Genomic DNA, 26,913 nt, shown 5'->3' with positions numbered 1-26,913 from the left:
TATGTCATTCCCGAGTAGGCGGGAATGACATCAATGTCACTTCAACGTCTGCGCCTTCTCTATAGCCTCGTCTATAGTTCCAACCATATAAAAAGCAGCTTCCGGTAAATCATCGTATTGACCCTCTACAAGTCCTTTAAAACCTGCGATAGTATCGGCTAGATTAACAAATTTGCCTGCAGCTCCGGTAAATACTTCAGCGACATGGAAAGGCTGCGATAAGAAACGCTGTATTTTTCTAGCACGTGCCACGGTTAGTTTATCTTCTTCGGATAGCTCATCCATACCTAAAATAGCGATAATATCCTGCAACGATTTATAAGCTTGTAAAACCTGCTGCACTTGTCTTGCTACACTATAATGTTCTTCACCGACAATCATCGGATCAAGTACCTGCGAATTACTATCTAACGGATCAACTGCCGGATAAATCCCAAACTCGGCTATCTGACGGCTAAGTACTGTTGTAGCATCTAAATGTGCAAAAGAAGTAGCAGGAGCAGGATCAGTTAAATCATCTGCCGGTACATATATAGCCTGCACGGAAGTTATTGAGCCGTGCTTAGTAGAGGTGATACGCTCTTGTAGTTCGCCCATATCGGTTGCAAGAGTAGGCTGATACCCTACCGCTGACGGAATCCTACCGAGTAACGCCGATACTTCAGAACCTGCTTGAGTAAAACGGAAAATATTATCTACAAAAAACAAAACATCCTGCCCTTCATTCATATCTCTAAAACTCTCCGCAATGGTCAGACCGCTTAACGCAACTCTTGCCCTTGCTCCCGGCGGCTCGTTCATTTGTCCATAAACTAAAGCTACTTTTGACTTTTCAGGCTCTGCAAGGTTAATAACACCCGAGTCAATCATTTCATGGTAAAGATCATTACCTTCTCTAGTTCTCTCACCGACTCCTGCAAATACCGTATAACCGCCATGTGCTTTAGCTACGTTATTAATAAGCTCCATTATAAGCACGGTTTTACCGACTCCTGCACCACCGAATAGTCCTATTTTACCGCCTTTAGTATAAGGAGCAAGTAAATCAATAACTTTAATACCGGTTACTAATATATTACGCTCGGTTGACTGATTGGTAAAATCAGGAGCAGGCTTATATATAGAAGAAATATTTGAGCTTTTAATGTCTCCTTTACCGTCAATCGGCTCACCTACAACATTCATAATACGCCCAAGCGTCTCAGTACCTACAGGAATACGAATAGGACTGCCTGTATCTATTACTTCTACGCCCCGCACTAACCCTTCCGTAGAATCCATAGCAATACAACGCACCGTGTCATCACCTATATGTTGTGCTACTTCCAGTACTATCCTTTGTTTATCGTTATAGCACTCTAGAGCATTTAAAATTTCCGGTAACTCACCGTTATTCGTAAATTTTACATCCACTACCGCTGAAATAATCTGAGTAATTTTTCCAATATTTTTTGTCATGATTTTTTCTTTTGTTAAAAAATATACTACGAATAAAATGAAGAACAGATAGACGCAGTTTAATGTGGAAAAGAGCAAGGCGTTTCATATTTTTTGACAGCGTACATACTAGTACGTGAGGATCAAAAAATATGAAACAACGACGCCAATTTTCAAATTAAACGAGTATATCTAAACCGCTTCTGAACCGGCTATAATCTCTATTAATTCCGTAGTAATAATAGCCTGTCTTGATCTATTTAGCTTTAAAACTAACTTGCTTATTAAATCATTAGCATTATTTGTTGCATTTTCCATAGCGGTCATTCTAGCTCCCTCCTCACTTGCTCTACTTTGTAGTAAAGCATAATTTATTTGGGAATTCACATATAAATTAATTAGATTAGAAATGAGATTCTCTCCCTCATATTCATAATTATAGTCAATTGATTTGGACTCGCCTACTATGTCACTCGTCGCTCTCCTATTATTTATAGGCTTCGCTCCTCGTTCCTTGTATCCGAATCCGACTAAATTAACTATAGGATTATCTATCATAGAATCATCCTGATATTTTGCTACCGGTAAAATCTGTTGTCTAGTCATAATTTGAGTCATTGCGTTCTTAAATTTATTAAAATATATAACACAATTACTAACTTTTAGATTTTCTACTGCCGACATAATTTTTTGTTTTACTTGTAGCATCAGATTTTCATCATGAATTTTGGGTAACTCAAAATAACTATCAATATAATTTACATATTGCCTTTTTAGTGCTTCGTAACCTTTTTTTCCAATAATGATAAGTTTTATTTGTTCGCCTTTATTTTCTAACTCTTTAATATCATTCTTAACTTGCTTAATTATACTGTAATTAAACGTTCCGCATAAACCACGCTGTGATGTCATAACTATCAATAAATTTGTTTTATTCGGCACGGTATTAAAAAATTTCTGCTCTTCTATAGATAACTCATACATATCAATTGATAATATAGCAGACATCATGTTACTAATAGCCTCAATATAAAAATTTGAATTGGCTATTTGACTCTTTATTTTTGCCATTTTAGAAGCTGATACTAGTTGCATTGCTTTAGTAATCTTTTGTGTAGATTTAACGCTTTTAATTCTAGTTCTTAACTGCTTTAAATTTGACATATTTATTTAGTATTTTTATGTCATTGCGAGGAACGAAGCTTTGTTGCAATCTCGTCAAATATCCTGAGATTGCCATGCTCCTTTCAGTCACTCGCAATGACGATTTAGTATCCACACAAAAACAACATCATCTTATTTAACAAATTCCTTAACGAAGTTTTCTAAAAATGCTTTCAGTTTCTGCTCGGTTTCTTCGGTTATACGTTGCTCGTTTTTTATTGATTCCAAAATATCTTTTTTATTTAACCTTATCTCCGTAAGCATTTTATCTTCAAATTCTTTTACTTTCTGAAGCGGGACATCATTTAAATATTTCTTAGTTCCGACATAAATACTTACTATTTGTTCTTCTACCGGAAAAGGATTATATTGAGCTTGTTTTAATATCTCAACTAATCTTTTACCGTGATCGATTTGTGCTTTAGTGGCAGGGTCTAAATCTGATCCAAATTGCGAGAAAGACTCAAGCTCTCTAAATTGAGCAAGCTCTAGCTTTACCGAACCTGCTACCTGCTTCATAGCCTTTATTTGTGCTGCAGAACCAACACGGCTTACCGAAATACCGACATTAACGGCAGGTCTTACGCCTTTATAAAATAGCTCACTTTCTAAGAAAATTTGACCGTCGGTAATCGAAATAACATTTGTTGGGATATATGCGGATACGTCACCTGCCTGCGTTTCAATTATAGGAAGAGCAGTAAGTGAACCGCTGCCTTTTTCCTCTGACATTTTAGCAGAACGCTCAAGCAACCTTGAATGCAGATAGAACACGTCGCCGGGATAGGCTTCTCGCCCGGGAGGTCTTCTAAGTAATAATGAGATTTGTCTATATGCAACGGCATGCTTACTTAAATCATCATAAATAATAAGTGCGTGCATGCCGTTATCACGAAAATATTCGCCCATACTACAGGCAGAATAAGGGGCAATGAATTGAAGAGCTGCAGCTTCTGAAGCAGTAGCCGAAACAATGAGTGTATAGTCCATGGCTCCGGCATCTTCTAGTTTTTTTACTATTTGTGCAACACTTGATCTTTTCTGCCCAATAGCTACATAAATACAATAAATTTTATCACTTTCATTAGTAAGTGAATGAACTTGTTTTTGATTAATAATAGTATCAACGGCTATAGCCGTTTTTCCGGTTTGCCTATCACCGATTATTAACTCTCTTTGTCCTCTACCTATTGGGATTAACAAATCTATAGCCTTTATTCCGGTTTGTACGGGTTCACTCACGCTCGTTCTTTCTATTATCCCCGGAGCCTTCATCTCGATATGTCTGTACTCTTTACTTGCAATATCGCCTTTGCCGTCAATAGGATTACCTAGAGCATCAACAACACGACCAAGCAAAGCTTTTCCTACCGGTACTTCTAAAACTTCTTTAGTTCTTTTGACATTATCACCTTGCTGTACTTGGTTATCATCCCCCATAATTACAGCACCGACACTATCGTTTTCCAAGTTTAAAACAAGGCCCTTAACACCGGATTTAAATTCTACTACTTCACCGGATTTTACATTAGCAAGACCGTAAATTTGGACTATACCGTCACCGACGGTTATTACCTGCCCTACTTCCTCAAGCTCACTTAAGCAATTAATATTAGCTATTTCCTTTTGTAATATTTCAGCTACTTCAATAGGCTTTAGTTTCATGCGGTTTATGTCTCCTAATTTTCTTGTCATTGCGAACGAGCATTGCCCGTGTGGATACCGAGTCGTCATTGCAAGCAGCCGTAGGCCTCGTGGCAATCTCATAAAATATCCTGAGATTGCTTTGTCAATTACTTCGTAATTTCCTCGCAATGACTATATAAATATCTATGCAGCAATATTAACTGTCTTTAAAGCTTTCGTTATTTTCTCTAAACTACCTTTTATTGAGTAATCTTGCAACATACTATCATATTTAATTACAATACCACCAATAATAGTATTATCTATATCAAATAATATTTCTGTTTTTTGATTTAATTCTTTTTCTATACGAGATTTAATCCACTCCTGCTCTTTAGGTTGTAACTTATTTGCAGAAATAACCTGAACTATCTTTATATTTTTACTTTCATATAGTAAAGTATTATAAGCATCTACTATATTAGATAAAATAGCAGTACGAGAATTTTTTACCAATAACAATAAAAAATTTTGTACTATTGTGCTAATTTTGATATTTTTTGCTAATGAATTGACTGCGTTAATTTTGTCGTTCTTATTTACTATAGGAGAAAATAGGAACTCTCTAATATCAAAATTATCGGTAATTATACGGTTTATAGAAGTAATTTCTTCAAAGATCTTATCTTGTATATTATCAACCATAGCGTTATTAAATAACGCTACTGCATAATTCTCGATTAAATTACCTTTGTTCATTTTCTTAATTTATATCTCCGAAGTAAAATGAAACGTATATACGAAGATCAACTTCAACAAGAGCAAGGAGTCTATAAGGCGAGGAGCGGAGCATATACTTAATACGTGAGCACCACAGCTCTTATAAGACGACGTAGCCAAATTTTTGAAGTTCATCGAGTATTATATATGTATTGCCCTATCATAAGCAGAGAATACTGATTCATGCATCATTTCCGATAAAGTCGGATGCGGGAAGATAGTGTTAATTAAATCCAACTCCGTTCCTTCTAAATTTTTTGAAACCACATATCCTTGTATTAATTCCGTAACTTCCGAGCCTATCATATGAGCTCCAAGCAACTCACCCGTCTTAGCATCAAATATAGTTTTAATTAAGCCATCGCTATCACCGCTTACTAAAGCCTTACCGTTAGCTATAAAAGGAAATCTGCCTATTTTAAGCTCATAACCTAAGGTTTTTGCTGCTTCTTCAGTCAAACCGACGCTTGCTATTTGCGGCGAAGAATAAGTGCAACCAGGAATATTATGTTTATTAATAGCATGCGGTTTTAAGCCCGCTATGCTTTCCGCTGCAATAATACCTTCATGGCTTGCTTTATGAGCTAAACAAGGCACTCCTGCTACATCGCCTATAGCATAAATTCCTGATGCCGCAGTTTGCATTAACCCGTTAGTAGTTATATAGCCGTTTTCTACTTTAATTTTTGTTTTCTCAAGACCTAAATTTTCCGTATTAGCTGTAATACCTACTGCCATAAGTAAAATTTCAGCTTGTAATTTTTGTGTTTTATCTGCTAACTCTAACTCAACTTCTATCTTATCTTTTGATTTTGTTTGCTTAATTAACTTAGAATTTGTAATAATTTTTATACCTTTCTTCTCAAAGTTCTTATGAGCGATTCCGCTAATTTCCATATCTTCAGCAGGCAATATTCTATTATGTGCCTCAATTACGGTAACATCCACACCAATACTATTATAAAACGAAGCGAATTCTATACCGATTGCACCTGAGCCGACAATAATCATAGATTTCGGCACATGCTGCGGTATCATAGCTTCTTTAGAAGTCCAAATTTGTTTACCGTCGGGCTTAAAGCCTTTTAAAACCCTAGATCTTGCGCCGGTAGCTATAATAATATTTCCTGCTTTTACTGTAGGTTTATCATTTATATTTATTACCTTATTTCCTGCAAGACTTGCTACTCCGTATATCACGGTCACTTTGTTTTTCTTCAGTAGTAACTTAACACCGCCTGCAAGCTTATTTGAAATCTCTCTTGAGCGTTCGACTATTTTCTTAATGTTGATTTCAGCACCTTTAGCATCAATTCCATAATCTTTAGCATGTTTTATATATTCAAAAACCTCAGCAGATTTAAGCAGGGATTTAGTCAGTATACACCCCCAATTAAGACATACCCCACCCAAATGCTCTTTTTCTATTAATACAACTTTTTTCTTTAATTGTGCTGCTCTAATTGCTGCAACATATCCACCTGGACCACCGCCTATAACGGCTACATCATATTGTTCCATTTTATTTTTATTTTGTTAGTTTGTTTGTTATGAGCATTAACGTCATTGCTAGGAGATGCACAAGCATCGACGCAGCAATCTCAGGAATCATATACTATCTCCTGAGATTGCCACGCTCCTTGCAGTCGCTCGCAATGACGAAAATGGAAATGACACTAGAGTATACTACTCTTCAGCATCCATCTATTCTTTTCATGCACCTTAATTCGTCCAATAATCATATCGGCTGTACCCTCATCACCCTTTGCTTGTGCTACTTTGAGTCCCTTATATCATGTATCTCTAATAATATCTTGATCTTTCGTTAGACTTTTAAGCATTTCATTTGCTGTTGCGTTTAGATTTGCCTCATCTATAGATGCAAGTTTTATTAAATCTGATAATGCGGGAACTTTAGCATTTAAACTTCTTATTCTTTCAGCAAGCTCATCTAAGCTTTCAGCTAAATCTTCATACTGCCCCTCAAATAATAAATGTAGACTTCTAAACTCTGCTCCTTCTACATTCCAATGATAATTTTGTGTTTTAAAATATAAAGCATAGCTATCTGCTAAAATTTCTATGAACTTTTTGACTTTATAACATTTCTTTAGATACTTCAAGCGATATTGAAATTTATATAATTTCACCTAATTGCAATGATTATATATTAATTATTAATTTTTGTTAATAATTTCTTGACTATCAAATAAGTACTGCTGATTATGCCCTTCAATTTTAAAAATCCAAAGGAATAGCAAAATGATACATCAATTAACTTCATTTTTAACCACTGTGGCAAGAATTACTACAGCAAGAGCAACAATTGGAGATCAAGAATATAATATGCTTCAAATAGGATATAACGGAGAAAATTATTATATAGATCCTACTACAAAAAATTTAATTGTATCGAATTGTCCTAAAAACAATATGACAACGATGGAGTGTAGCAAAGGAATTGAATTATTAAATAGCGATATCATGAACCTAATATTTAGAGGGTTTTTCAAAATAAGGGACTGTTGCGAGATAATTTTTAATAGTAAAATGAGAGGAAAACAGATAAATAAATATTTAGCTCTGTCCAAATATTTTTAAAAAGAAATTCTGTTTAATATTGAGATAAAATTTATTCAATAGTATAGTAATTTAATAGAGATTTGTTTACAGAGTTAGGATTTTTATTAACAAATTTCTCTAAGCTATTAAAGTTGTTAAAACCACTAATCGTTTTAAATTAAAACATATGGCATTCATAAATTCAGAGAATTGATTTTTGGCAATTCCTATATATCTAACCCGTTTATTATCTTTTGAAAATACCCTCTCAAAAGGTGCTCTGATTTTCGTATAATATTTATCAAGGTCAAAATTCTTATCTTTCATATTATTTTTCTTTATTGAGCAAAGATGGAACCCCTTTTTAGCTGCTGCATTCTTGGCAGAGATTGTACAATAACCTTTATCAACATATGTAGCACCGGAGCTTGGCATAACATGCTTAAAACCTTTGCTATCAGTAACATTTGCAGGGGTAACTGCAACCTTATTGATCATTCCTGATTGAATATCGACACTCACATGTTTTTTATAACCATACCAAAATTTATTTGCTCCCTTACAGCCAATTTTAGCTTGTTTATCCTTTACAACCTTAGGCAGAGTCTCATTATTCAATTTATCATATTTTTGTGTTCTTAGTTTATCACGTTCCTCCCAAAGATTAGCTTTTGAGATTAAATGAGAAGCATCTACAAAGGTAAATACTTCACCCATATAGCCTTGTGCTCGTAGTTGATCTCGGAATTTTACAAATATTTTTGATAGTAAATTAGTGCCTATTTTTTTACGTATTTTACTAAATACACTATAATCAGGCGTCTTCTCTGTAAGAGCAAAATCACAAAACCATTTTGCCGCTGTGCTATCAGCTAAATAACGTTCCAATTCCCGATCCGATAAGTCTTCCATAAATTGCAGCAGCAAACATTTAAACAGCCTCACTATACCATAGCCTTTATAGTTAGCTTCGCATTCTACTGCTAATAACTCAGCTTCAACTGCTTTAAAATTGAATAAACTTTTGAATTTACGATATTGATGATCCACACTTATTAACTCATCTAAACTTACCATTATCATTTGATACTCAGACATATGAACATATTTTTTGTTTTTTTTAATTATACCTGCTATCCTCTCATCTCGCAACAGTCCCTTTAATTTATGGGATAATATTTGGTTTATTTGTAGGTAAGCAATTAGGTATTATGCTATTTTCATATCCATTTGTAAAATTAAACTCTGTAATTTACCAAGTGATACTTCATGGTTAAAATTTTATTCTATAGCTATACTTGGAGGGATTGGATTTAAAGTTTATTTATAGGTAGTATTACGTTTGAGAGCAGCTGCCCTTCAAACTCTATAAGAGCTGCAGTAATAATAGGCTCTTTAATTTCTGCATTATTTGGCGTAGCCGTTCTAAAATATTGTACTGGAAAAGAGTAAAGAAGCAAATTAAACGAGTATACTCATTAAATAACGATGATAGGATTTTAATAACACATCATATTTTTGTTTGGAAAAAACAGGATATGGTACTATATAGATATTATTAGAAGAAGAAATCGCTTTTTCAAGCTTATTTAGCATAAAAGGCATATTATAATTATGCTCTACTAAAATTATTGAAGTAAGATTGTAAGTTACAATAAAATCAACCGCTTTCTTAATATTATCTTCTTCAGACATTATTTTATTCGGAGCAAATATTACCTGCTGTTCTATAACATTACGTTCCTTTAACAAATTTTTTAATTGCTCTGTAGATTCTATACCAGTAATAAATAATATAGGTGCATAGCCTGCCTTAAGCCAAGCAATACCGGTTTCAATTTTATGTCCTCCTCCTGCAAACACTATTATTGCATTAGTGGTATTACTATTAAGCTTATAAGAATTTATTAAATATAAATAATAACCAAAACCACCGACCCAAAGAGCAAAAATTGTGAGTAAAAATTTTCTGATCATTTAAATATTTTATTAAATTCAGTTTGAATAATTTTATCAAATTCAGACATTTCAACATGAATCCCTAACTGATTTAAAGATGTTACTAAAGAATTTTCAAGTCCACAAGGAATAATCCCACTAAACTTACTTAAATCTGTTGAAATATTTATAGCTACACCGTGATATGTAACCCATTTTCTTACTCTAACACCTATTGCAGCAATTTTAGCAAATTCATCTTTCCTTACTTTTACCCAAATTCCTACTTTATCTTTAATAATATATGCTTTAATTCCAAAATAATTTAAGCTATTTATAATCCATTCTTCAAGCATTTTTATATATAGCTTTAAATCTTTGTGTCGATTTGGTGAAGCTAAATTAAGAATTGGATAAATAACACGCTGACCCGGTCCATGAAAAGTAAATTTACCGCCACGTCCTGTGTAAATTACCGGAATATCACCGTAATTTAATAATTCTTCTTGTTTATAATTAGTACCAGCTGTATATACTGCCGAATGTTCAACTAAATAAATAATTTCCGGCTCATGATCACTAATTACTTTGTTAACGTAATCTTCCATTAATTTCAAAGTAACTTGATAATCCGCAAAATCCGGTATAGTTATAAATCTTATCATATTAATTCAGATTTATATTTCAATATTAATGCATCTAAAATGGGACTGTTGCGAGATGAGAGGATAGCAGGTATAATTAAAAAAAACAAAAAATATGTTCATATGTCTGAGTATCAAATGATAATGGTAAGTTTAGATGAGTTAATAAGTGTGGATCATCAATATCGTAAATTCAAAAGTTTATTCAATTTTAAAGCAGTTGAAGCTGAGTTATTAGCAGTAGAATGCGAAGCTAACTATAAAGGCTATGGTATAGTGAGGCTGTTTAAATGTTTGCTGCTGCAATTTATGGAAGACTTATCGGATCGGGAATTGGAACGTTATTTAGCTGATAGCACAGCGGCAAAATGGTTTTGTGATTTTGCTCTTACAGAGAAGACGCCTGATTATAGTGTATTTAGTAAAATACGTAAAAAAATAGGCACTAATTTACTATCAAAAATATTTGTAAAATTCCGAGATCAACTACGAGCACAAGGCTATATGGGTGAAGTATTTACCTTTGTAGATGCTTCTCATTTAATCTCAAAAGCTAATCTTTGGGAGGAACGTGATAAACTAAGAACACAAAAATATGATAAATTGAATAATGAGACTCTGCCTAAGGTTGTAAAGGATAAACAAGCTAAAATTGGCTGTAAGGGAGCAAATAAATTTTGGTATGGTTATAAAAAACATGTGAGTGTCGATATTCAATCAGGAATGATCAATAAGGTTGCAGTTACCCCTGCAAATGTTACTGATAGCAAAGGTTTTAAGCATGTTATGCCAAGCTCCGGTGCTACATATGTTGATAAAGGTTATTGTACAATCTCTGCCAAGAATGCAGCAGCTAAAAAGGGGTTCCATCTTTGCTCAATAAAGAAAAATAATATGAAAGATAAGAATTTTGACCTTGATAAATATTATACGAAAATCAGAGCACCTTTTGAGAGGGTATTTTCAAAAGATAATAAACGGGTTAGATATATAGGAATTGCCAAAAATCAATTCTCTGAATTTATGAATGCCATATGTTTTAATTTAAAACGATTAGTGGTTTTAACAACTTTAATAGCTTAGAGAAATTTGTTAATAAAAATCCTAACTCTGTAAACAAATCTCTATTAAATTACTATACTATTGAATAAATTTTATCTCAATATTAAACAGAATTTCTTTTTAAAAATATTTGGACAGAGCTAAATATTTATTTATCTGTTTTCCTCTCATTTTACTATTAAAAATTATCTCGCAACAGTCCCATTATAGGTACAAATAATAATTTATCTTCTTTCCCTAAATGCTCAAATGAATCTAGTACCATAGAAGTGGCTTTTTCATTCTTTTTTCCCTCTCCAGCAAGCCAAGCATATGACTGAGCTCTTATATTTCCTTTATCATCCGTAATTATATAAAAACCGGCATTTGCTTTACTCATACCGTCTAAAACACATCTTTCGGAATCATGTCCTATAGATTGGCAAGAATTACTAAATTTACCAAGCATAAAACCTTTCATATCATCGGCAGGTAATTTAGAAAAATTATACTTTTTGCCTTTTACCTCTATATCAAAATTAATATCAGACATATAATATTCTTTTATAAAGTTCAATGCTTTTTGAAAACTATTATTATCTAGTTTTCCTTTTAAAGAAAAATTAGCTAAATTTTTTGCATGTAATTTATTTTCTTCTGATAATTCTTCTTCGTTGTACTTATAAGATTCTTTAATTACTATTTCAGTTACTTGATTTACTAATTATTTAAATCATTTTTAGTTATCTGCTGAAAATCATTTAATTTATTTTCTTTAAGAATTTTTTGAAATTTTTCAGTTTTTTCCAGTAAGTGTGCATTACTGAAAATATATAATGAGTCTCTTCCAGATTTATTTAAAATTTGAAAAAATTCTAATGTTTTGGAAGACAATGTTTGTGGTAAATTAAATTGAAAACTCAATTCTATTGTTGCTTTTGTATCATAATTAACAGTTTTTAAGTAACTTTTTATATCGTCTAAATTTCCAAAGTAAGTAGATAATTTTTTAGCCATTTCTAAAGAATTTAAACCGCCATTCTCCGTATATAAGTCAGCGATTTTCGACAATATGGCAATACTTCCTTACATAGTTCTTTACTAATAAGATTTTTTTAAGGCGTGTATTTGTACTTAAATATTGCTTATGTATTTTTTCAAAAACATCATTAGTATTTAATTGATCAAAATTATTTTCTAATAATTCTTTTAATGTATAACTAGACTTTTTATTAAAGCCCTCTTTATATAATAAATGAATATTTGCCAATAATATTTCAGCATCGTCTTGGTTTATTCCAGCTTTTTTTAAAGTCATGGTATTACTTTTAGCATTTTCTTCTAAGGTTGTTATGGCCTTTTCTAAATTAATTTCTTCTTTTATAATTATTCTACAGAAAACCATAAAACATGGTAATAACCACAAAATATGATAATTTTTTAGAAAATAGCAAGAATTAGATTAATTTTTCTTAACGAAATCAAGGGATGAGTGTTAAGGATAATTTAGAAATACATCAAATAGCAAATTATATAGAGTAACTTGCTATTTATATTAGATCACACCAAATATTGCTTTAAACATCTACCGGTATGGCTTTCCTCACAGGCAGCGATGTCGGCAGGGGTGCCACATACAACTATCTTACCGCCTTTGTCGCCACCTTCAGGACCGACGTCAATAATATAATCTGCAGTTTTTATAACATCTAAATTATGCTCGATAACTAAAACAGTATTTCCCATATCAACAAGTTTATGTAACACTTTTAACAATTTATTAATATCGTCTATATGTAATCCCGTAGTCGGTTCATCAAGTATATAAAGCGTTTTACCGGTTGAACGTCTTGATAATTCTTTAGCAAGCTTAACGCGTTGTGCTTCACCACCTGAAAGAGTAGTAGCAGACTGACCGATTTTAATATAGCCTAGACCCACTTCATTTAAGGTAATTAATTTTTCATAGATTAACGGTATTTTTTCAAAAAACTGCATCGCATCTTCTACAGTCATCATCAAAATATCGGCAATAGATTTACCTTTATATTTTATTTCAAGCGTTTCTCTATTATATCTGTGACCGTTACAAATATCACACTTTACATATACGTCAGGTAGGAAATGCATCTCTATTTTTATTAGCCCGTCACCTTGGCATGCTTCACATCTACCGCCTTTAACGTTAAACGAAAATCTGCCTACTTTATACCCTCTAGCTTTTGATTCAGGTAATTCCACAAACCAATCCCTAATATGGGTAAAGGCACCTGTATAAGTCGCAGGGTTTGAACGAGGAGTTCTACCTATCGGAGATTGATTAATATCGATAATTTTATCAATATATTCAAGTCCTTTTAACTCTCTATATTTGCCGGGAAATACTTTGCTAGTTGGCTCTAAATGCTTTAGAGCCGCTTTATATAGAGTATGAATCATCAAACTTGATTTACCGCTTCCCGATACTCCCGTTATAGCGGTAAAAGTACCAAGCGGAATTTTGATATCAACATTATCTAAATTGTTGGAAACCGCCCCAAGTAATTCAATTGCCCTATTATCATGCCCTACTCTTGTTTCAGACGGCACTTTGATTGTTTGACGACCGCTTAGATACCTACCTGTGATACTTTCTTCAAAATTCTTTATTTCTTCAGCATTTCCTTCCGCAATAACACGACCGCCGTGAATACCGGCTCCCGGTCCTATATCAATAATATGGTCTGCTTCATATATTGTTTCTTCATCATGCTCGACTACCAAAACGGTATTACCCAAATCTCTAAGCCTTTTTAGTGTCTCAATTAATCTTGTATTATCTCGTTGATGAAGACCAATAGACGGCTCATCAAGTACATATAAAACACCACTCAGTCCTGAACCTATTTGAGATGCAAGACGAATACGCTGACTTTCCCCCCCCGATAAAGTACCTGCTTCTCGTGATAACGTTAGATAATCAAGCCCGACATTCATAAGAAATTTTAATCTCTCGGTAATTTCTTTGAGTATACGCTCAGCAATAAATAATTGCTTTTTATTTAATTTTTCTTCTAAGTGACTAAACCATTTTTGCAAGGCTGCAATACTCATACCTGCTACTTCGCCTATATGAAAATTTGCTATTTTAACGCATAATGCTTCGTCTTTTAATCTAAACCCTGAACAAGCAGTACATTTATGCTCTGACTTAAATTTAGCTAGTTCTTCTTTAATTAAAACCGATTCTATAGTACGGTCCTTTTCTTGCAAACTTGGTATTATACCGGCAAAAGGTTGTTTTATTATTTGCGTTTTAGAACCATCGTGAAATTCAAACTTTATTGCCTCTTCTCCTGAACCTTCAAATAAAATATCCTTAACATTTTGTGATAAACTTACAAAAGGTACTTCAATAGAAAATTTATAATGATCAGCAAGAGCCTTTAATGTCTCTAGGATAAATTTAGAAGCTGTACTACCCCAAGGCACTATTGCACCGTCTTTAATAGCAATTCTTTGATCCGGAACTATTAAATCTCTATCAAAGAAAAACTCCTTACCTATCCCTTCACATTTAGGACATGCTCCAAAAGGGCTATTAAAAGAAAAGATTCGAGGCTCTATTTCAGTAAGCTGAAAACCCGATACCGGACAAGAATATTGCTCGGAAAAAGTAATACGCTGATTTTTTTCAAACTCGCTCTTAACTGCCGGCGGTAATTCTACAATTTCCAAATAAGTAATACCCTCGGCAAGATTTAATGAACTCTCTAAGCTATCTGCAAGTCTATTACCTAAACTTTCGTCTAGAACTATTCTATCAACGATCACTTCTATATTATGCTTCTTATTTTTATCAAGTTTCGGTAAATCATCAATTTCGCAAACTTCCCCGTTAACTATTAATTTCTGAAAGCCTTGCTTTTTCAAACTCATAATTTCACGCTTGAACTCACCCTTATGTCCTCTAACAATAGGAGCGAGTAAATATATTTGCGTACCCTTAGGTAGTTCGTTAATTATATCTACCATCTCGGAAACTGTTTGGCTATGTATCGGAAGACCGGTTGCCGGAGAGTAAGGAATACCCACCCTTGCATATAATAACCTAAGATAATCGTAAATTTCCGTTATAGTTCCAACCGTAGAACGTGGATTTTTGGAAGTAGTTTTTTGGTCAATTGCAATAGCAGGCGATAATCCGGAAATAGATTCTACATTAGGTTTATTTTGTAAATGTAAGAATTGCCTTGCATATGAAGATAAACTTTCAACATATCGCCTTTGACCTTCTGCATAAATAGTATCAAACGCTAAAGAAGACTTGCCTGAACCGCTAAGACCGGTGATAACAACAAATTTATTCCTTGGAATATTAACATTTATATTTTTTAGATTATGCTCTTTAGCACCGCGTACCTTAATATATTCTTGGTTCATAATCACTTCACTACAAAATTTTTGAGATATTTTTTAAAAAACCTGTAGTATTATAGGCGCTTTTATTTTATTATTGCAATAATAATATTTTAAAGTAGGTAGTAATCTATGGCAGGTAGTTTAAATAAAGTAATATTAATAGGTAATGTAGGGCGTGATCCGGAAATGAGAACTACGGGCGAAGGGAAAAAAATCATTAATCTTTCCTTAGCAACAACCGAAACTTGGAAAGATCGCATTACCAGTGAACGAAAAGAACGAACTGAATGGCATAGAGTAGTGATATTTAGTGAAGGGTTAGTATCTGTTGTAGAACGCTATGTCACAAAAGGTAGCAAATTATATATTGAAGGTTCATTGCAAACCCGTAAGTGGAATGATAATTCAGGTCAAGAAAAATATACCACGGAAGTTGTGTTACAAAACTTTAATTCACAATTAATATTATTAGATAGTAAAAACTCTAATAATCATACTCAAGATTCAGGGCATAGCGAATATAAACATCCTGAAACTAAAAATCATTCCTTTGATCATAGCGACTTAGACGACGAAATACCGTTTTAATCAAAATTGTTATGAAAAATTTTATTTGGGCAATAATATTTTTAATACCAATATTTCTTTCAGGGTGTTCTACTACTCATGATGTAGCTAGCAGGGTAAAGCATTCGCAATATATAGCAACTCAAAATAACTTTCAGATGAGGCTAGTAAACGGTGGTGATTTTACTCTTACGACTTATCAGCGTATTACCGACCGTAACCTACCTTTTGTATTCTATATTGAGGGAGATGGACATCTTACGGATGGATCTGCTAATTCCGACAACCCTACTCCCGTTAATCCTATGCTCTTAAAGCTTGCTACAATGGATAAAAGACCGAACATTGTTTATATAGCAAGACCTTGCCAATATACTCCTTTAGAAATGAACTCAAAATGCATTAGCGATTATTGGTTAGATAAAAGAATGGGGCAGGAAGTCGTAGATTCAATTAACAATGTCATAAATATTATCAATAACGGACAAAAATTTAGCTTAGTCGGCTTCTCCGGTGGCGGCGGGCTTACAATATTAATTGCCGCTCAAAATAGTAATGTTAAAGATATTATAACGATTGCCGGTAATTTAGATACTAAAAAGTTTGATAAATATCATAATTATCGTGGTTACTTAGTTAAATCCTTAAACCCGATAAATTATGCAAAACAGGTTAATAATATCCCTCAATTACATCTCTCCGGTATGGATGACAAAAGAGTCCCGCATTTCATAGCAGCACTTTACGTAAAAACAAGTAACTCACCGTGTGTAAAAAAGCAAACTTTTCCTAATATTTCTCATGCAAAAGGTTGGGATAAAGTTTGGTCTAATATATTAGATATTCCTCTGATTTGTAATTAGGCATTAGGAAATATTATTAATTTATATTCAAGCACTTATCATGGCTTTTGCCCTTAATGTTATGCCGGCTGTACCAAATTGTTTTAGACATTTTCCAATCTTTAAACGCTTTACTTCCGTAACATTTACATATGCTGTATCAGCTGCTTGTATGTATGTTATTAGCTCTTTTGGTTTTCCTCATTTAATAAAAACCTTTGGAAACTGGGGAGTATTAATTATTATGATTCCAACAAGTATTGGATTTGGTATATTTCATTTTGAAAAATTGGAGAAAGCAAATGGAAATTATCCGACAAAATCTTTTGCTCCTTCTCCGGTGATGTCTGCTTAATTGATAAATATTTATAGCAGGTTTCCTGTAATATCTCTTAGTTTAAGACACTCAGCAAAAATTATAAAATTGCGTATTATTAGAGAATTACAGGAAATAATCAGAAGTTTAATAATTAGTAATAATTATAATCTATAATGTTGCCGACGTTTCACTAAGCCTTGCAGCTTAAGACCGCCTTTAGCACACATCCATCGCAGTAACTCGTTAGCAGCGTTTGCATATTCACCTCGGTTTAGCTTTTGCCGCAATGTTGATGCTTGAAATACCCCAGCCCCGCAGTTGAAAATAAACGAGATTAAGGCGGCTTGTTGGTTTTCGGTTAATGGCATACCCTAGTGGACGATTATCGATACATTTACCAGCTTCGAGTAATTATTATTTATCTTTCTACAGATCCTCGCTTGCTTTTTTGCGATATATTCTTGGGAGTAGTAATAAGAAATGAAGAAGGGGAGATTTATGTTTGTTAATAGTAGCCCTTATGCGTTCTAGTGTTTGTTTAGTATTTTTATTAGCATGTGTTATAGCATCCATATAAATACCTACTTCTTTCTGTTCTTTTTTGAAAGCTTTTTTTGAAAGCTTCTTTATTTCCTATGTTAGCCAAAGCTTTAAAACTATGTTTTATAACTTGTCCAATATTTTTAAAAACATGCAAATTATCTTTTTTAGCTGTTTCTGTGCACCATATATCTAGATTCTCTAATTCTTTTTTGATTTCAGGATTTGCCTTCCCTTTTTCATAAGTATTAATAATCTTTTCTAATTTTTCTTTAAACTCTTTTTCGTTATTACTCGGTTTTAAATTAAGCATTACACCAGAATGGTCTGATGATAGTTCTGTGAGGGTATTAATAATCATTTCTTCTTTTAATCCATTATTAGCTCCATTAAGCAAATTTGCATATTTATGTCTACATATGGAGCGATACTTGTGATATCATGATTATTAAATATTAGTTAACACAAAAGAAATTAAAGCTTTAATTAATAAACTTGAGAAATATTTTTATATTTCGTTTTATAAGGTGATAAATTTACTATTTAGAAGAAAGAGAAAAGCTGCTTAGTTTAGAGACTTGGTGAAAGACAATTAATATTCAGTTAAACGGTCAAAAGCTTGATTTTATGCTGCATCTGCGGTTTGATACGTTTGTAGAAATACCGAGAAATGCAGAATGGCGCACCCTAAAGGATTCGAACCTCTGACCCACAGATTAGAAATCTGTTGCTCTATCCAGCTGAGCTAAGGGTGCTAAACATTTATGGTAAACGTTATATCAGTTTAAGCAAAGTTTTTCAAGGATTCTTTTTTTATTAAAAATAATAAGCAAATATGATAAAAAATATTCATGGATAAATTCTACAATTACAATTCTTCTTCACATCAGGCTTTACTTAGTTTTAAAGTAAAGCCTAATTCTAAACAAAATCTAATTAGCAATTTTGTAATTATTAATAATATCCCATATCTAAAATTATCTATAAAAGCAATACCGAAACAAGGTAAAGCGAATGAAGAAATCATAAATTATTTAGCAAAAGAATGGAAATTATCACGTAGTAATATCGAAATTATTAAAGGTCATACTCATAGCTTAAAAACGATATTGATAAAAAATATTAATGAAGACTATTTAAATTTGATTATTAATTCCTATATTAAATAAGGTGCAGTTGTTGCTAGACTTCCAATGTCATTCCCGCATAGGCAGGAATCCAGTTTATATTTATTATTTTCTAGATTCCTGCTTCCGCAGGAATGACATAAGCAGTCATATGACGAAAAAATAATTTATTAACTAGAATAATTATGATACAAGAAAAAAAGAAATTTGATGCCGAGGTTGGCAAGATTTTAAATTTAATGATTCACTCTCTTTATAGTAATAAAGAGATTTTTATGAGGGAGTTAATTTCCAATGCTTCGGATGCTTGTGATAAATTACGTTATTTATCTCAAAGTAATAGTGCATTAGTAGCTGGCGATAGCAATTTTAAAATTACAGTTAAAGTCGATAAAGATAACGGACAAATCATTATCCGTGATAACGGCATCGGCATGAATAAAGACGATTTAATTGAAAATCTCGGTACTATTGCAAGATCGGGTACGGCAAATTTTCTTAAAAGCCTATCCGGTGATTCTAAAAAAGACAATATGCTAATCGGTCAATTTGGTGTTGGATTTTATTCAAGCTTTATGGTAGCCGATAAAGTGACTGTAACCTCAAGAAAAGCTGGGGAAGATAAAGTCCATATTTGGGAATCAGACGGGCTTGGTGAATATACTGTCTCAAATTCAGATAAAGAGTTCACAAGAGGCACGGAAATCGTTTTACACATCAAAAAGGAAGAAGATACATTCCTTGATCATTTTAGATTAAAACACATCGTTAAAAGCTATTCCGATCACATAGCAGTACCGATATATTTCTTTGATGAAGCTGGTAATAATGAAATCCAGCTTAATTCAGCTTCTGCATTATGGACAAGACCGAAATCGGAAATTACGGAAGAACAATATAAAGAATTCTACAAAAGCCTATCTTATGCCATTGATGCCCCTTGGATAACTATGCATAATAAAAACGAGGGAGCTATAGAATTTACTAACCTACTTTTCATTCCATCAAGCAAAACATTTGATTTATTCCACCCTGATCGCAAAAGGCGAGTAAAATTATATATAAAAAGAGTATTTATATCTGATGAGAATATAGATTTAATCCCATCATATTTAAGATTTTTACGAGGCGTGGTTGATTCAGAAGATTTACCACTAAATATTAGCCGTGAATCACTGCAGCATAATAGCGTGCTTGAGAAAATCAAAAATGCTATTACAAAAAGAGTGCTTGGCGAGCTTAGAAAAAAGAAAGAGGAATCACCTGAAGAATATAATAAGTTTTGGGCTAATTTCGGCGGTGCTTTAAAAGAGGGTTTATGTGAGGCTACTACCAACCATGAAAAATTATTAGAGGTATGCATATTCAGAAGTGCCTTGCATAATAAAATGATCAGCCTTGACGAATATATAGCGAATTTTAAAGAAGGGCAGAGTACTATATATTATTTAAGCGGTGATAACCCCGATAAATTACTTTCAAGCCCACAAATCGAAGGGTTGTTAAGTAAAAAAATCGATGTATTACTTTTTACCGATACAGTGGATGATTTTTGGGTAAATGTTAATAGCAAATATAAAGAACATGCTATTAAATCAGCGACAAGAAGCGATATCGATGTAGAGCAAACTACTTCACAATCTGAGGAGAAAAACACAGATAGTAAAAAATCCGATGATGAATATAAATTGCTAACAGATTATTTTAAAGAGACACTAGGGGAGTTGGTAAAAGAAGTTAAGATCTCTAAAAAACTTACTTCAAGTCCTGCTTGTCTTGCCGTTAGCGACGCTGCTATGGATATTCGTATGGAGAGATTTTTGATTGAACAGAAACAAATAGCTAATGCCTCAGCTAAAAATCTAGAGTTAAACCCTAAAAATAAAATCATAGAGAAAATCTTTAACGACTTAAAAGCAAATAATAAAAATAATGAAGAATTGGTTAATCTAATATTTGATCAAGCCTGTATTTTAGAGGGTGAACCGGTTGCTGATACAGGTGCATTTTCAAAGAGATTAAACGATATTGTACAAAAAGCCATATTATACCTTTAAACTTTTTTAATTTTAATGTAGAATAGTTGCAAACGTGAGTTTAGAAGTATTGTTCTGTTCGATGTCATTCCCGCGTAGGCGGGAATCCAGAAAGAACATTCAAAATATCTGATTATAGAATTTTATAATTAATAAAATGAATTCCCGCCTACGTGGGAATGACATCGAGAAAATGTCTTATTACGATATTATATTTAGCAAACATATAGATAAGATCAAAAGCGAAGGAAGATATCGAGAATTTAAGGCCTTAAAAAGACAAGCCGATAATTTTCCTTTTGCAGAACACGCTAATAAACAAATAGTTATGTGGTGCATTAATGACTATTTGGGTATGAGTAAACATGCAAAAGTAATGCACGCTTCTATAGATGCCTTGCTAAAATACGGTGTTGGATCAGGTGGAACTCGCAATATCGGCGGTAATAATATAGCCATTCTTGAGCTTGAAAAAGAACTTGCAAATTTACACAAAAAGCAAGCAGCTTTAGTTTTTACATCCGGTTTTGTTGCAAATGATACAACGCTTGCAAGTCTTGCTAAAATCATGCCGGATATAGTATTTTTCTCCGATGAGCTAAATCACGCATCAATAATTGCAGGGATTACAAGTTCAAGAGCCGAGAAATATATATATAGACATTTAGACGTTAAGCATCTAGAAGAGCTTTTACAATCAGTCGATATTAATAGACCTAAAATTGTTGTTTTTGAATCGGCTTACTCTATGGACGGTTTTTTCTCACCTATCAAAGATATAATCAACTTAGCCAAAAAATATAATGCTTTAACCTTTATCGATGAAGTTCATACGGTCGGTTTATACGGTAAACAGGGTGGCGGTATTGCCGAGCTTCTTAATTGTAGTGATCAAATCGATATTATTCAAGGGACGCTTGCCAAAGCATATGGTACTATCGGCGGTTATATCACTAGCAACCATAATTTAGTCGACGCTATAAGACTAACCGCTCCAGGGTTTATTTTCACTACTTCATTGCCGCCGGTAATTTCTACCGCTGCAACGCATAGTATTAGACATCTTAAAGAATCGAATGAAGAACGAATAAAACATCAAGAAGTAGTTACAAAACTTAAAAATTCTTTTGAACGTTTTAATATACCTTATTTGAAAAATGAAAGTCATATAGTGCCGATAATTATTGGTGATCCGATTAAAACGGCGAAAGCCTCAAATATGCTCCTTAATGAATACGGTATTTACGTTCAACATATCAATTTTCCAACCGTACCGAGAGGTACGGAACGCCTCCGAATCATCCCAACCCCTGCCCATACCGACAAAATGATCAATGATTTATCTGTAGCTTTAGTGCAGATATTTGCCGCACTTGATATAGAATTATCTTCTGCTAAAGAACTGAACGAAGAAGTACGCTTAAATCTTATTGCTTAACGCCATTGTGAGGAAAATTACGCAGTAATTGACGAAGCAGTCTAATAAAAAATGCTCTTAATGCCATTCTGCTTGGCATTGTTGCGTGGATCGGTTTTCCGTCATTGCGAGAAGAATTACGTAGTAATTCGACGAAGCAATCCAGTAAAAAATTCTGTAAATCAGAATTTTTTACTGGATTGCCACGTCGCTTCGCGCCTCGCAATGATGATTTGGCCTCCACGTAACAACACTTTCAGTTATTTAACTCATAACGATATATATCTTTGGTTAACAACGCCACAAATCTTATACCCAATTTATTTACTTGCTTTTGCTCCTAAATCATCTAGTTTATTGCAATATACTCTAAAAAAAGTAAGATATAACCATTTAAATTCTTTTTAAAAAATAAAGGGTTACCCCATAAATACCTTATCTTTATATAATTTAAAAAATAGTTGTATTTTTATACCACTATAATATTAATTTTTTATTTCTATATAATTAATTTGTTTACTTTGAAGAATTTATAATTTATTTTTTCTGCAAAATTTCAATACAAAGCTGTAATTATTAAGCTTTTAAAGTTAACTCAGATAAAGAACAAACGAGCAATAACAAAAAAGAAAAAAGTACTTCTACAAAATCGACTACGTCTAATCGCTTAGCTCATGACAATATCCATCTTTAATTTAGCAATGTCTAAAAAATATAAGTAATATGAATTTTAACTTAATATAATTACCGAATATGTCTTTTTTTGACCGCAAAACTGCAATTATTAAACTCTTAAAACTCATGCCGGCAAAGAGTTTACTGCTTCTAAAATAGCAACCTGGCTAGTTGATACTTATCCTGAAGAAGCAAAGAAAAAAGAGGAAGCAAGCAATGATAAACGATTACTTAAAAGCAAAGTAAGAAAGAGAAAAATTATTATCATGATTTATAGAAATGAATTGAATAAGCTATTGAACGCTATACAAAAAATAGAACCGAAAATTAAAATAACCAAGAGAGGACGCTGGTTTAGATATTGTTATGTTAACAAATTAATAACATAATTAATCATGATAATAAATGCTATGAGATATTTGATCTTAAATCCGCAATTATTAAGTTTCTTAAGATTAATGCCGGAAAAGAATTTACTGCTTCCCAAATAGCCGTATGGATAGTTGAAACGTACTCTCAAGAGGCTGCTCGAAAATTGTAAACAAGTAACGATAAGCTATTAATGAGCGTTAACAAGATGAGTAACACAAAAGAAATAGCGATAATTTTGTATAAAAATGAAATGAAGAAGCTATTACCTACAACCATACCAAAAATAGAACCGAACATTAAGATAATAAAAAAAGGGCTTTTGACTAAATATTGTTATGTTAATAATACTAATAGAGCGGTTAATTATAATGAGGTATATTATAATAAAAAATTTGACCGTAAAAATGCAGTTATTGAGTTCCTTAAAGCTCATCCAGGGAAAGAATTTAGTAATGCTCAAATAGCCACATGGATTGTTTTAATACTTATCCTGACGAAACAAAACGAAAAGTACAAACAAGCAACGACAAACGATTACTTAGCACTAAGAATAAAGTAGCAGAACAAAAATTATCATAATGATTTATAGACACAAATTAAGGTTATTACGTACTATATCAAACATCGAACCGAACATTAATACAATAAAAAAGGGAAATCGGGCTAAATATTATTATATTAATAATACCGATAAGATATTTGATATATCCAAAATTATTAAAGCCCTTGAAAATTATAAGAAGCAGGAGCTTACTGCTATGGAAATGGCTCAATTGCTATTAAGTGCTAACGCGAAATAGTTAGTGATTGCAAAAATAGACGACTATATGCCAGCAAAGGTGAGTTCTGCGAAACTCACAGTTAGCAATGCCTAATCCTAATGGGATTTTACAAAAACTATTGCATATTGCAGCTCTTTAGTTTATTTTGATTAGCAAACTATATACAGAATTAATGGATTATTAAAATGGGAATTACCATATTAAAAAACGAAGGATTGGATTTTCATGCAAGAATTTCTACTCCTTTAAGTGAGATAGATGACGATATTCAAAAAGAATTACTTGATTTAACCAAAAAAGTTAAAATAGCAGGTTTTAGAGCCGGTAAAGTACCGGTTTCAATTGTTAAGAAAAAATACGGTACTTCCGTCAGGAATGATATAATAGAAAGAAGAATTAACCATTCAGTAAATCACGTTATTAAAGAGCATAATCTAAATATAATCGGTAGACCCAAAATTGAAGAATTACAAAACGAATCCGATAAAGCTTTAGAATTTACCGTAAAAATAGAGCTATTACCTAAAATTACTATTCCGGATTTAAAAAAAATCTCACTAGACCGTCCAAAATTAGAAGTAAACTCTAAAGATGTTGAAGAACAACTAGAAAAACTTGCCGCATTAACAAAAAATTATACTAAAGAAAGTAAAGCAAAAATAAAAGACGGAGATCAGGTTACTATTGATGCAATCGGGTACATCAAGGAGAAAGCTTTTGAGGACGGTAAATTAAATGATTTTAAAGTAATAATAGGTAGTAATGCACTTATTCCCGGTTTTGAGAAACAATTAATAGGTTCTAAAACAGGTAGTGAAGTAGATGTTAATGTGACTTTTCCTGAAAATTACCATGCTAAAGATTTAGCAGGTAAGGATGCTCGTTTTGTAGTACAAATTAAAGCAGTACATACTGCAGAACCTACCGTTATCGATGACGAATTTGCTAAAAAATTCCAAAGTAATAGCCTTGAAGAATTACGTACACATTTTACTAAACAAATAGAAAATGAGTCGGAAGAAGCTATTAATACTATAATGAAAATGAACTTATTTGATAAGTTAGAAAAATTGTTAGATTTTGATGTACCGGAATCTTTATTAGAGCAAGAAAAAAATATTCTAAAGTCCGAAACCGATAAAAATGAACAAGATGAATCATTATTGAAAGATAAATCCTCTCAAGAAATAACAGCATATTATAATAAATTAGCCCTACGCCGTGTGCGAATAGGCTTATTACTTGCTGAATATGCAAAATCTAAAAATTTGCAATTAGAGCCTGATGATTTAAGAAAAGTTATTATGCAACAAGCACGTAATTTTCCTGGGCAGGAAAATATGATATTTGATTTTTATAAAAATAATCCTAGAGCAATTGAAGGACTTAAAGGTCCTGCCTTAGAAGATAAAGCTGTACAATATATATTTAATCACGAAATAAAACTTAAAGAAAAGAAATATACTAAGGAAGAGCTAGAGAAATATCTAGAAGCAGAAGAGCAACGTATTACTTTAATTTAAAGCTTATTCATTGTCATTGCGAGCGAACGTTAGTGAGCGTTGCAATCTCAGGAATCCTCGCAATGACAATCCTCAGTATCCACGCAGGCAATACCTAGTAGTATTACTCCTGATTTTTTATAGTCTCTAAAGCAAGTTTAACTATTTTATTTACTCCAGCATTAGTGTAGGTAGAGATAGGAAAAACTTCTTTATTAGTAACTTTCTGCAACTTATTTATTTTTTCCTGTATTTCCTCATCTGTGAGAACATCGCATTTATTAAGACATATGATTTCGATTTTATTTTTTAGATAATCGGAATATGATTCAAGCTCAAGACGTACCGTATTATAATCTGCAACTACATCATTACTAGAGCCGTCTATTAAATGTATTAATACATTACATCTTTCTATATGCTTTAAGAATTTATCGCCAAGTCCGTGACCTTGATGAGCCCCCTCAATTAAGCCAGGAATATCGGCTATGACAAACTCTTCGTCATCAACATATACCACTCCAAGCTTCGGCACTAAAGTAGTAAAGGGATAATCGGCAATTTTAGGCTTGGCTGCCGTTACAACGGATAAAAAAGTAGATTTACCGGCATTTGGAAGCCCCACAAGCCCAACATCAGAGAGAAGTTTTAAACTTAAATGAATCCACATTTCTTTGGCAATTTCTCCTTCCGTACGCTTTCTTGGAGCTTGATTAACCGACGATTTGAAATGGCTGTTACCAAGACCGCCACTTCCTCCTTTAATTATTTCAAAGCTTTGATCATCCACAGTGAAATCATACAATAATATATTGCCGTCCTCGGAAAAGATTTGAGTACCGATCGGAACATCAAGAACTAATGATTTTCCTGATTTACCGCTTCTATTTGAATCTTTACCGTTTTCGCCGTTTTCTGCGGTAAAATGCTGTTTATATCGATAATTTACTAGCGTATTAAGATGGTGATTACTCCTGAAAATAACACTACCACCACGTCCACCATCACCACCGTCCGGTCCGCCTCTGTCAATAAATTTCTCACGATGGAAACTAACACAACCATTGCCACCGTTCCCACCTTTTATATATATTTTAACTTCATCAATAAAATGCATATGATTTATATTTTCAACGTCATT

The 26,913-nt window shown here is 32.9% G+C and carries 26 protein-coding genes, 1 tRNA gene and 3 pseudogenes; 12 read left to right on the top strand and 18 right to left on the bottom strand.

Translation table 11 applies throughout. The features are described 5' to 3' along the window. Nucleotides 1-36 precede the first annotated feature (36 nt). From atpD to C4Q30_RS05960, 6 genes and pseudogenes are all read right to left on the bottom strand, one after another. Nucleotides 37-1,458 (bottom strand): F0F1 ATP synthase subunit beta, encoded by a 1,422-nt coding sequence (atpD, locus tag C4Q30_RS05985; RefSeq protein ID WP_103897486.1) that lies wholly within the window; start codon nucleotides 1,456-1,458, stop codon nucleotides 37-39. 171 nt (nucleotides 1,459-1,629) lie between these two features. Continuing rightward, a complete protein-coding gene (gene atpG, locus C4Q30_RS05980; RefSeq protein ID WP_103897485.1) occupies nucleotides 1,630-2,601 on the bottom strand; it encodes an ATP synthase F1 subunit gamma in 972 nt (323 codons plus the stop codon). Nucleotides 2,602-2,733: 132 nt separating this feature from the next. Continuing rightward, nucleotides 2,734-4,266 carry a F0F1 ATP synthase subunit alpha gene (atpA, locus tag C4Q30_RS05975; protein WP_103897484.1) on the bottom strand — a complete coding sequence of 511 codons (1,533 nt, stop codon included), beginning with the start codon at nucleotides 4,264-4,266 and terminating at the stop codon, nucleotides 2,734-2,736. Between the two features lie 165 nt (nucleotides 4,267-4,431). Beyond that, nucleotides 4,432-4,986 carry an ATP synthase F1 subunit delta gene (atpH, locus tag C4Q30_RS05970; protein WP_103897483.1) on the bottom strand — a complete coding sequence of 185 codons (555 nt, stop codon included), beginning with the start codon at nucleotides 4,984-4,986 and terminating at the stop codon, nucleotides 4,432-4,434. Between the two features lie 162 nt (nucleotides 4,987-5,148). Further along, nucleotides 5,149-6,528: a dihydrolipoyl dehydrogenase gene (gene lpdA, locus C4Q30_RS05965; RefSeq protein WP_103897482.1), complete on the bottom strand. Its 1,380-nt coding sequence runs from the start codon at nucleotides 6,526-6,528 to the stop codon at nucleotides 5,149-5,151. Nucleotides 6,529-6,683: 155 nt separating this feature from the next. Further along, nucleotides 6,684-7,130 (bottom strand): annotated as a pseudogene (locus tag C4Q30_RS05960) (Dps family protein). 139 nt (nucleotides 7,131-7,269) lie between these two features. Here C4Q30_RS05960 and C4Q30_RS05955 point away from each other — a divergent pair. Continuing rightward, the gene (locus tag C4Q30_RS05955) at nucleotides 7,270-7,608 is read left to right on the top strand and encodes a hypothetical protein (RefSeq protein WP_245207512.1); all 339 of its coding nucleotides are present in this window, start codon (nucleotides 7,270-7,272) and stop codon (nucleotides 7,606-7,608) included. Between the two features lie 99 nt (nucleotides 7,609-7,707). On the opposite strand, the gene C4Q30_RS05950 is transcribed toward C4Q30_RS05955, so the two are convergent. Then, on the bottom strand, nucleotides 7,708-8,721 hold the full coding sequence (locus C4Q30_RS05950) for a transposase (RefSeq protein WP_209445201.1): 1,014 nt from the start codon (nucleotides 8,719-8,721) through the stop codon (nucleotides 7,708-7,710). An 8-nt stretch (nucleotides 8,722-8,729) separates the two neighbouring features. On the opposite strand from C4Q30_RS05950, the pseudogene C4Q30_RS05945 reads away from it, so the two are divergent. After that, a pseudogene (locus C4Q30_RS05945) lies at nucleotides 8,730-8,899 on the top strand (Na+/H+ antiporter NhaA); the annotation flags it as partial. Here the strand turns inward: C4Q30_RS05945 and C4Q30_RS08855 are convergent. Genes C4Q30_RS08855 through lipB form a run of 3 tightly spaced genes read right to left on the bottom strand, consistent with a single transcriptional unit; the run spans nucleotide 8,883 to nucleotide 10,172 of the window. Then, nucleotides 8,883-9,029 carry a hypothetical protein gene (locus tag C4Q30_RS08855; protein ID WP_198913042.1) on the bottom strand — a complete coding sequence of 49 codons (147 nt, stop codon included), beginning with the start codon at nucleotides 9,027-9,029 and terminating at the stop codon, nucleotides 8,883-8,885. The pseudogene C4Q30_RS05945 and the gene C4Q30_RS08855 sit on opposite strands and share 17 nt — an antisense overlap. A gap of 1 nt (nucleotide 9,030) precedes the next feature. After that, nucleotides 9,031-9,546 (bottom strand): YdcF family protein, encoded by a 516-nt coding sequence (locus tag C4Q30_RS05935; protein WP_103897481.1) that lies wholly within the window; start codon nucleotides 9,544-9,546, stop codon nucleotides 9,031-9,033. Beyond that, entirely contained in the window at nucleotides 9,543-10,172 is a 630-nt protein-coding gene (gene lipB / locus C4Q30_RS05930) for a lipoyl(octanoyl) transferase LipB (RefSeq protein WP_103897480.1), read from the bottom strand. The genes C4Q30_RS05935 and lipB overlap by 4 nt, the downstream gene beginning before the upstream one ends. 39 nt (nucleotides 10,173-10,211) lie before the next feature. Here lipB and C4Q30_RS05925 point away from each other — a divergent pair, with 39 nt between their 5' ends. After that, entirely contained in the window at nucleotides 10,212-11,234 is a 1,023-nt protein-coding gene (locus tag C4Q30_RS05925; protein ID WP_209445172.1) for a transposase, read from the top strand. 241 nt (nucleotides 11,235-11,475) lie between these two features. Here C4Q30_RS05925 and C4Q30_RS05920 read toward each other — a convergent pair. From C4Q30_RS05920 to uvrA, 4 genes and pseudogenes are all read right to left on the bottom strand, one after another. After that, nucleotides 11,476-11,745, bottom strand: a pseudogene (locus C4Q30_RS05920) (hypothetical protein); the annotation flags it as partial. Nucleotides 11,746-11,912: 167 nt separating this feature from the next. After that, entirely contained in the window at nucleotides 11,913-12,263 is a 351-nt protein-coding gene (locus C4Q30_RS05915) for a hypothetical protein (protein ID WP_103897478.1), read from the bottom strand. Continuing rightward, entirely contained in the window at nucleotides 12,247-12,597 is a 351-nt protein-coding gene (locus C4Q30_RS09870) for a hypothetical protein (protein ID WP_245207510.1), read from the bottom strand. Before C4Q30_RS09870 ends, C4Q30_RS05915 begins: the two co-directional genes overlap by 17 nt. Nucleotides 12,598-12,752: 155 nt before the next feature. After that, entirely contained in the window at nucleotides 12,753-15,614 is a 2,862-nt protein-coding gene (gene uvrA / locus C4Q30_RS05905) for an excinuclease ABC subunit UvrA (RefSeq protein WP_103897477.1), read from the bottom strand. 108 nt (nucleotides 15,615-15,722) lie between these two features. Between uvrA and C4Q30_RS05900 the strand changes: the two genes are divergently transcribed. Genes C4Q30_RS05900 through C4Q30_RS05890 form a run of 3 tightly spaced genes read left to right on the top strand, consistent with a single transcriptional unit; the run spans nucleotide 15,723 to nucleotide 17,357 of the window. Continuing rightward, entirely contained in the window at nucleotides 15,723-16,181 is a 459-nt protein-coding gene (locus tag C4Q30_RS05900; protein ID WP_014014871.1) for a single-stranded DNA-binding protein, read from the top strand. Between the two features lie 11 nt (nucleotides 16,182-16,192). Next, on the top strand, nucleotides 16,193-17,023 hold the full coding sequence (locus C4Q30_RS05895) for an alpha/beta hydrolase family protein (protein WP_103897476.1): 831 nt from the start codon (nucleotides 16,193-16,195) through the stop codon (nucleotides 17,021-17,023). A gap of 40 nt (nucleotides 17,024-17,063) precedes the next feature. Beyond that, the gene (locus tag C4Q30_RS05890) at nucleotides 17,064-17,357 is read left to right on the top strand and encodes a hypothetical protein (RefSeq protein WP_103897475.1); all 294 of its coding nucleotides are present in this window, start codon (nucleotides 17,064-17,066) and stop codon (nucleotides 17,355-17,357) included. A gap of 125 nt (nucleotides 17,358-17,482) precedes the next feature. Here the strand turns inward: C4Q30_RS05890 and C4Q30_RS05885 are convergent, their stop codons facing one another. The 3 genes from C4Q30_RS05885 to C4Q30_RS05870 all read right to left on the bottom strand — a co-directional run bounded on the left by C4Q30_RS05885 (nucleotide 17,483) and on the right by C4Q30_RS05870 (nucleotide 18,616). Beyond that, nucleotides 17,483-17,689 carry a lysozyme gene (locus C4Q30_RS05885; RefSeq protein WP_103897474.1) on the bottom strand — a complete coding sequence of 69 codons (207 nt, stop codon included), beginning with the start codon at nucleotides 17,687-17,689 and terminating at the stop codon, nucleotides 17,483-17,485. 182 nt (nucleotides 17,690-17,871) lie between these two features. After that, a complete protein-coding gene (locus tag C4Q30_RS05880; RefSeq protein WP_103897473.1) occupies nucleotides 17,872-18,258 on the bottom strand; it encodes a hypothetical protein in 387 nt (128 codons plus the stop codon). A gap of 281 nt (nucleotides 18,259-18,539) precedes the next feature. Further along, nucleotides 18,540-18,616, bottom strand: a tRNA-Arg gene (locus C4Q30_RS05870). Nucleotides 18,617-18,712: 96 nt separating this feature from the next. On the opposite strand from C4Q30_RS05870, the gene C4Q30_RS05865 reads away from it, so the two are divergent. The 6 genes from C4Q30_RS05865 (at nucleotide 18,713) to tig (ending at nucleotide 25,793) form a co-directional block, all read left to right on the top strand. Continuing rightward, complete coding sequence (locus C4Q30_RS05865) at nucleotides 18,713-19,030, top strand: A1G_07140 family DUF167 domain protein (RefSeq protein WP_103897472.1); 318 nt, start codon at nucleotides 18,713-18,715, stop codon at nucleotides 19,028-19,030. A 143-nt stretch (nucleotides 19,031-19,173) separates the two neighbouring features. Beyond that, nucleotides 19,174-21,045, top strand: coding sequence for a molecular chaperone HtpG (gene htpG / locus C4Q30_RS05860; protein WP_103897471.1), 1,872 nt, complete (start codon nucleotides 19,174-19,176; stop codon nucleotides 21,043-21,045). A gap of 172 nt (nucleotides 21,046-21,217) precedes the next feature. Further along, nucleotides 21,218-22,462, top strand: coding sequence for a 5-aminolevulinate synthase (hemA, locus tag C4Q30_RS05855; protein WP_103897470.1), 1,245 nt, complete (start codon nucleotides 21,218-21,220; stop codon nucleotides 22,460-22,462). 1,276 nt (nucleotides 22,463-23,738) lie between these two features. Then, a complete protein-coding gene (locus C4Q30_RS05845) occupies nucleotides 23,739-24,047 on the top strand; it encodes a hypothetical protein (RefSeq protein WP_209445238.1) in 309 nt (102 codons plus the stop codon). A 19-nt stretch (nucleotides 24,048-24,066) separates the two neighbouring features. After that, entirely contained in the window at nucleotides 24,067-24,288 is a 222-nt protein-coding gene (locus C4Q30_RS10520; RefSeq protein ID WP_103897469.1) for a hypothetical protein, read from the top strand. Nucleotides 24,289-24,455: 167 nt separating this feature from the next. Further along, nucleotides 24,456-25,793 (top strand): trigger factor, encoded by a 1,338-nt coding sequence (gene tig / locus C4Q30_RS05835; RefSeq protein ID WP_103897468.1) that lies wholly within the window; start codon nucleotides 24,456-24,458, stop codon nucleotides 25,791-25,793. Nucleotides 25,794-25,896: 103 nt separating this feature from the next. Here tig and obgE read toward each other — a convergent pair whose 3' ends face one another. Next, nucleotides 25,897-26,889, bottom strand: coding sequence for a GTPase ObgE (gene obgE / locus C4Q30_RS05830; protein ID WP_103897467.1), 993 nt, complete (start codon nucleotides 26,887-26,889; stop codon nucleotides 25,897-25,899). Between the last annotated feature and the right edge of the window lie 24 nt (nucleotides 26,890-26,913).

This window comes from Rickettsia fournieri (assembly GCF_900243065.1).
Lineage (GTDB): Bacteria > Pseudomonadota > Alphaproteobacteria > Rickettsiales > Rickettsiaceae > Rickettsia > Rickettsia rickettsii.
This window is presented reverse-complemented; position numbering and strand designations above follow the sequence as displayed.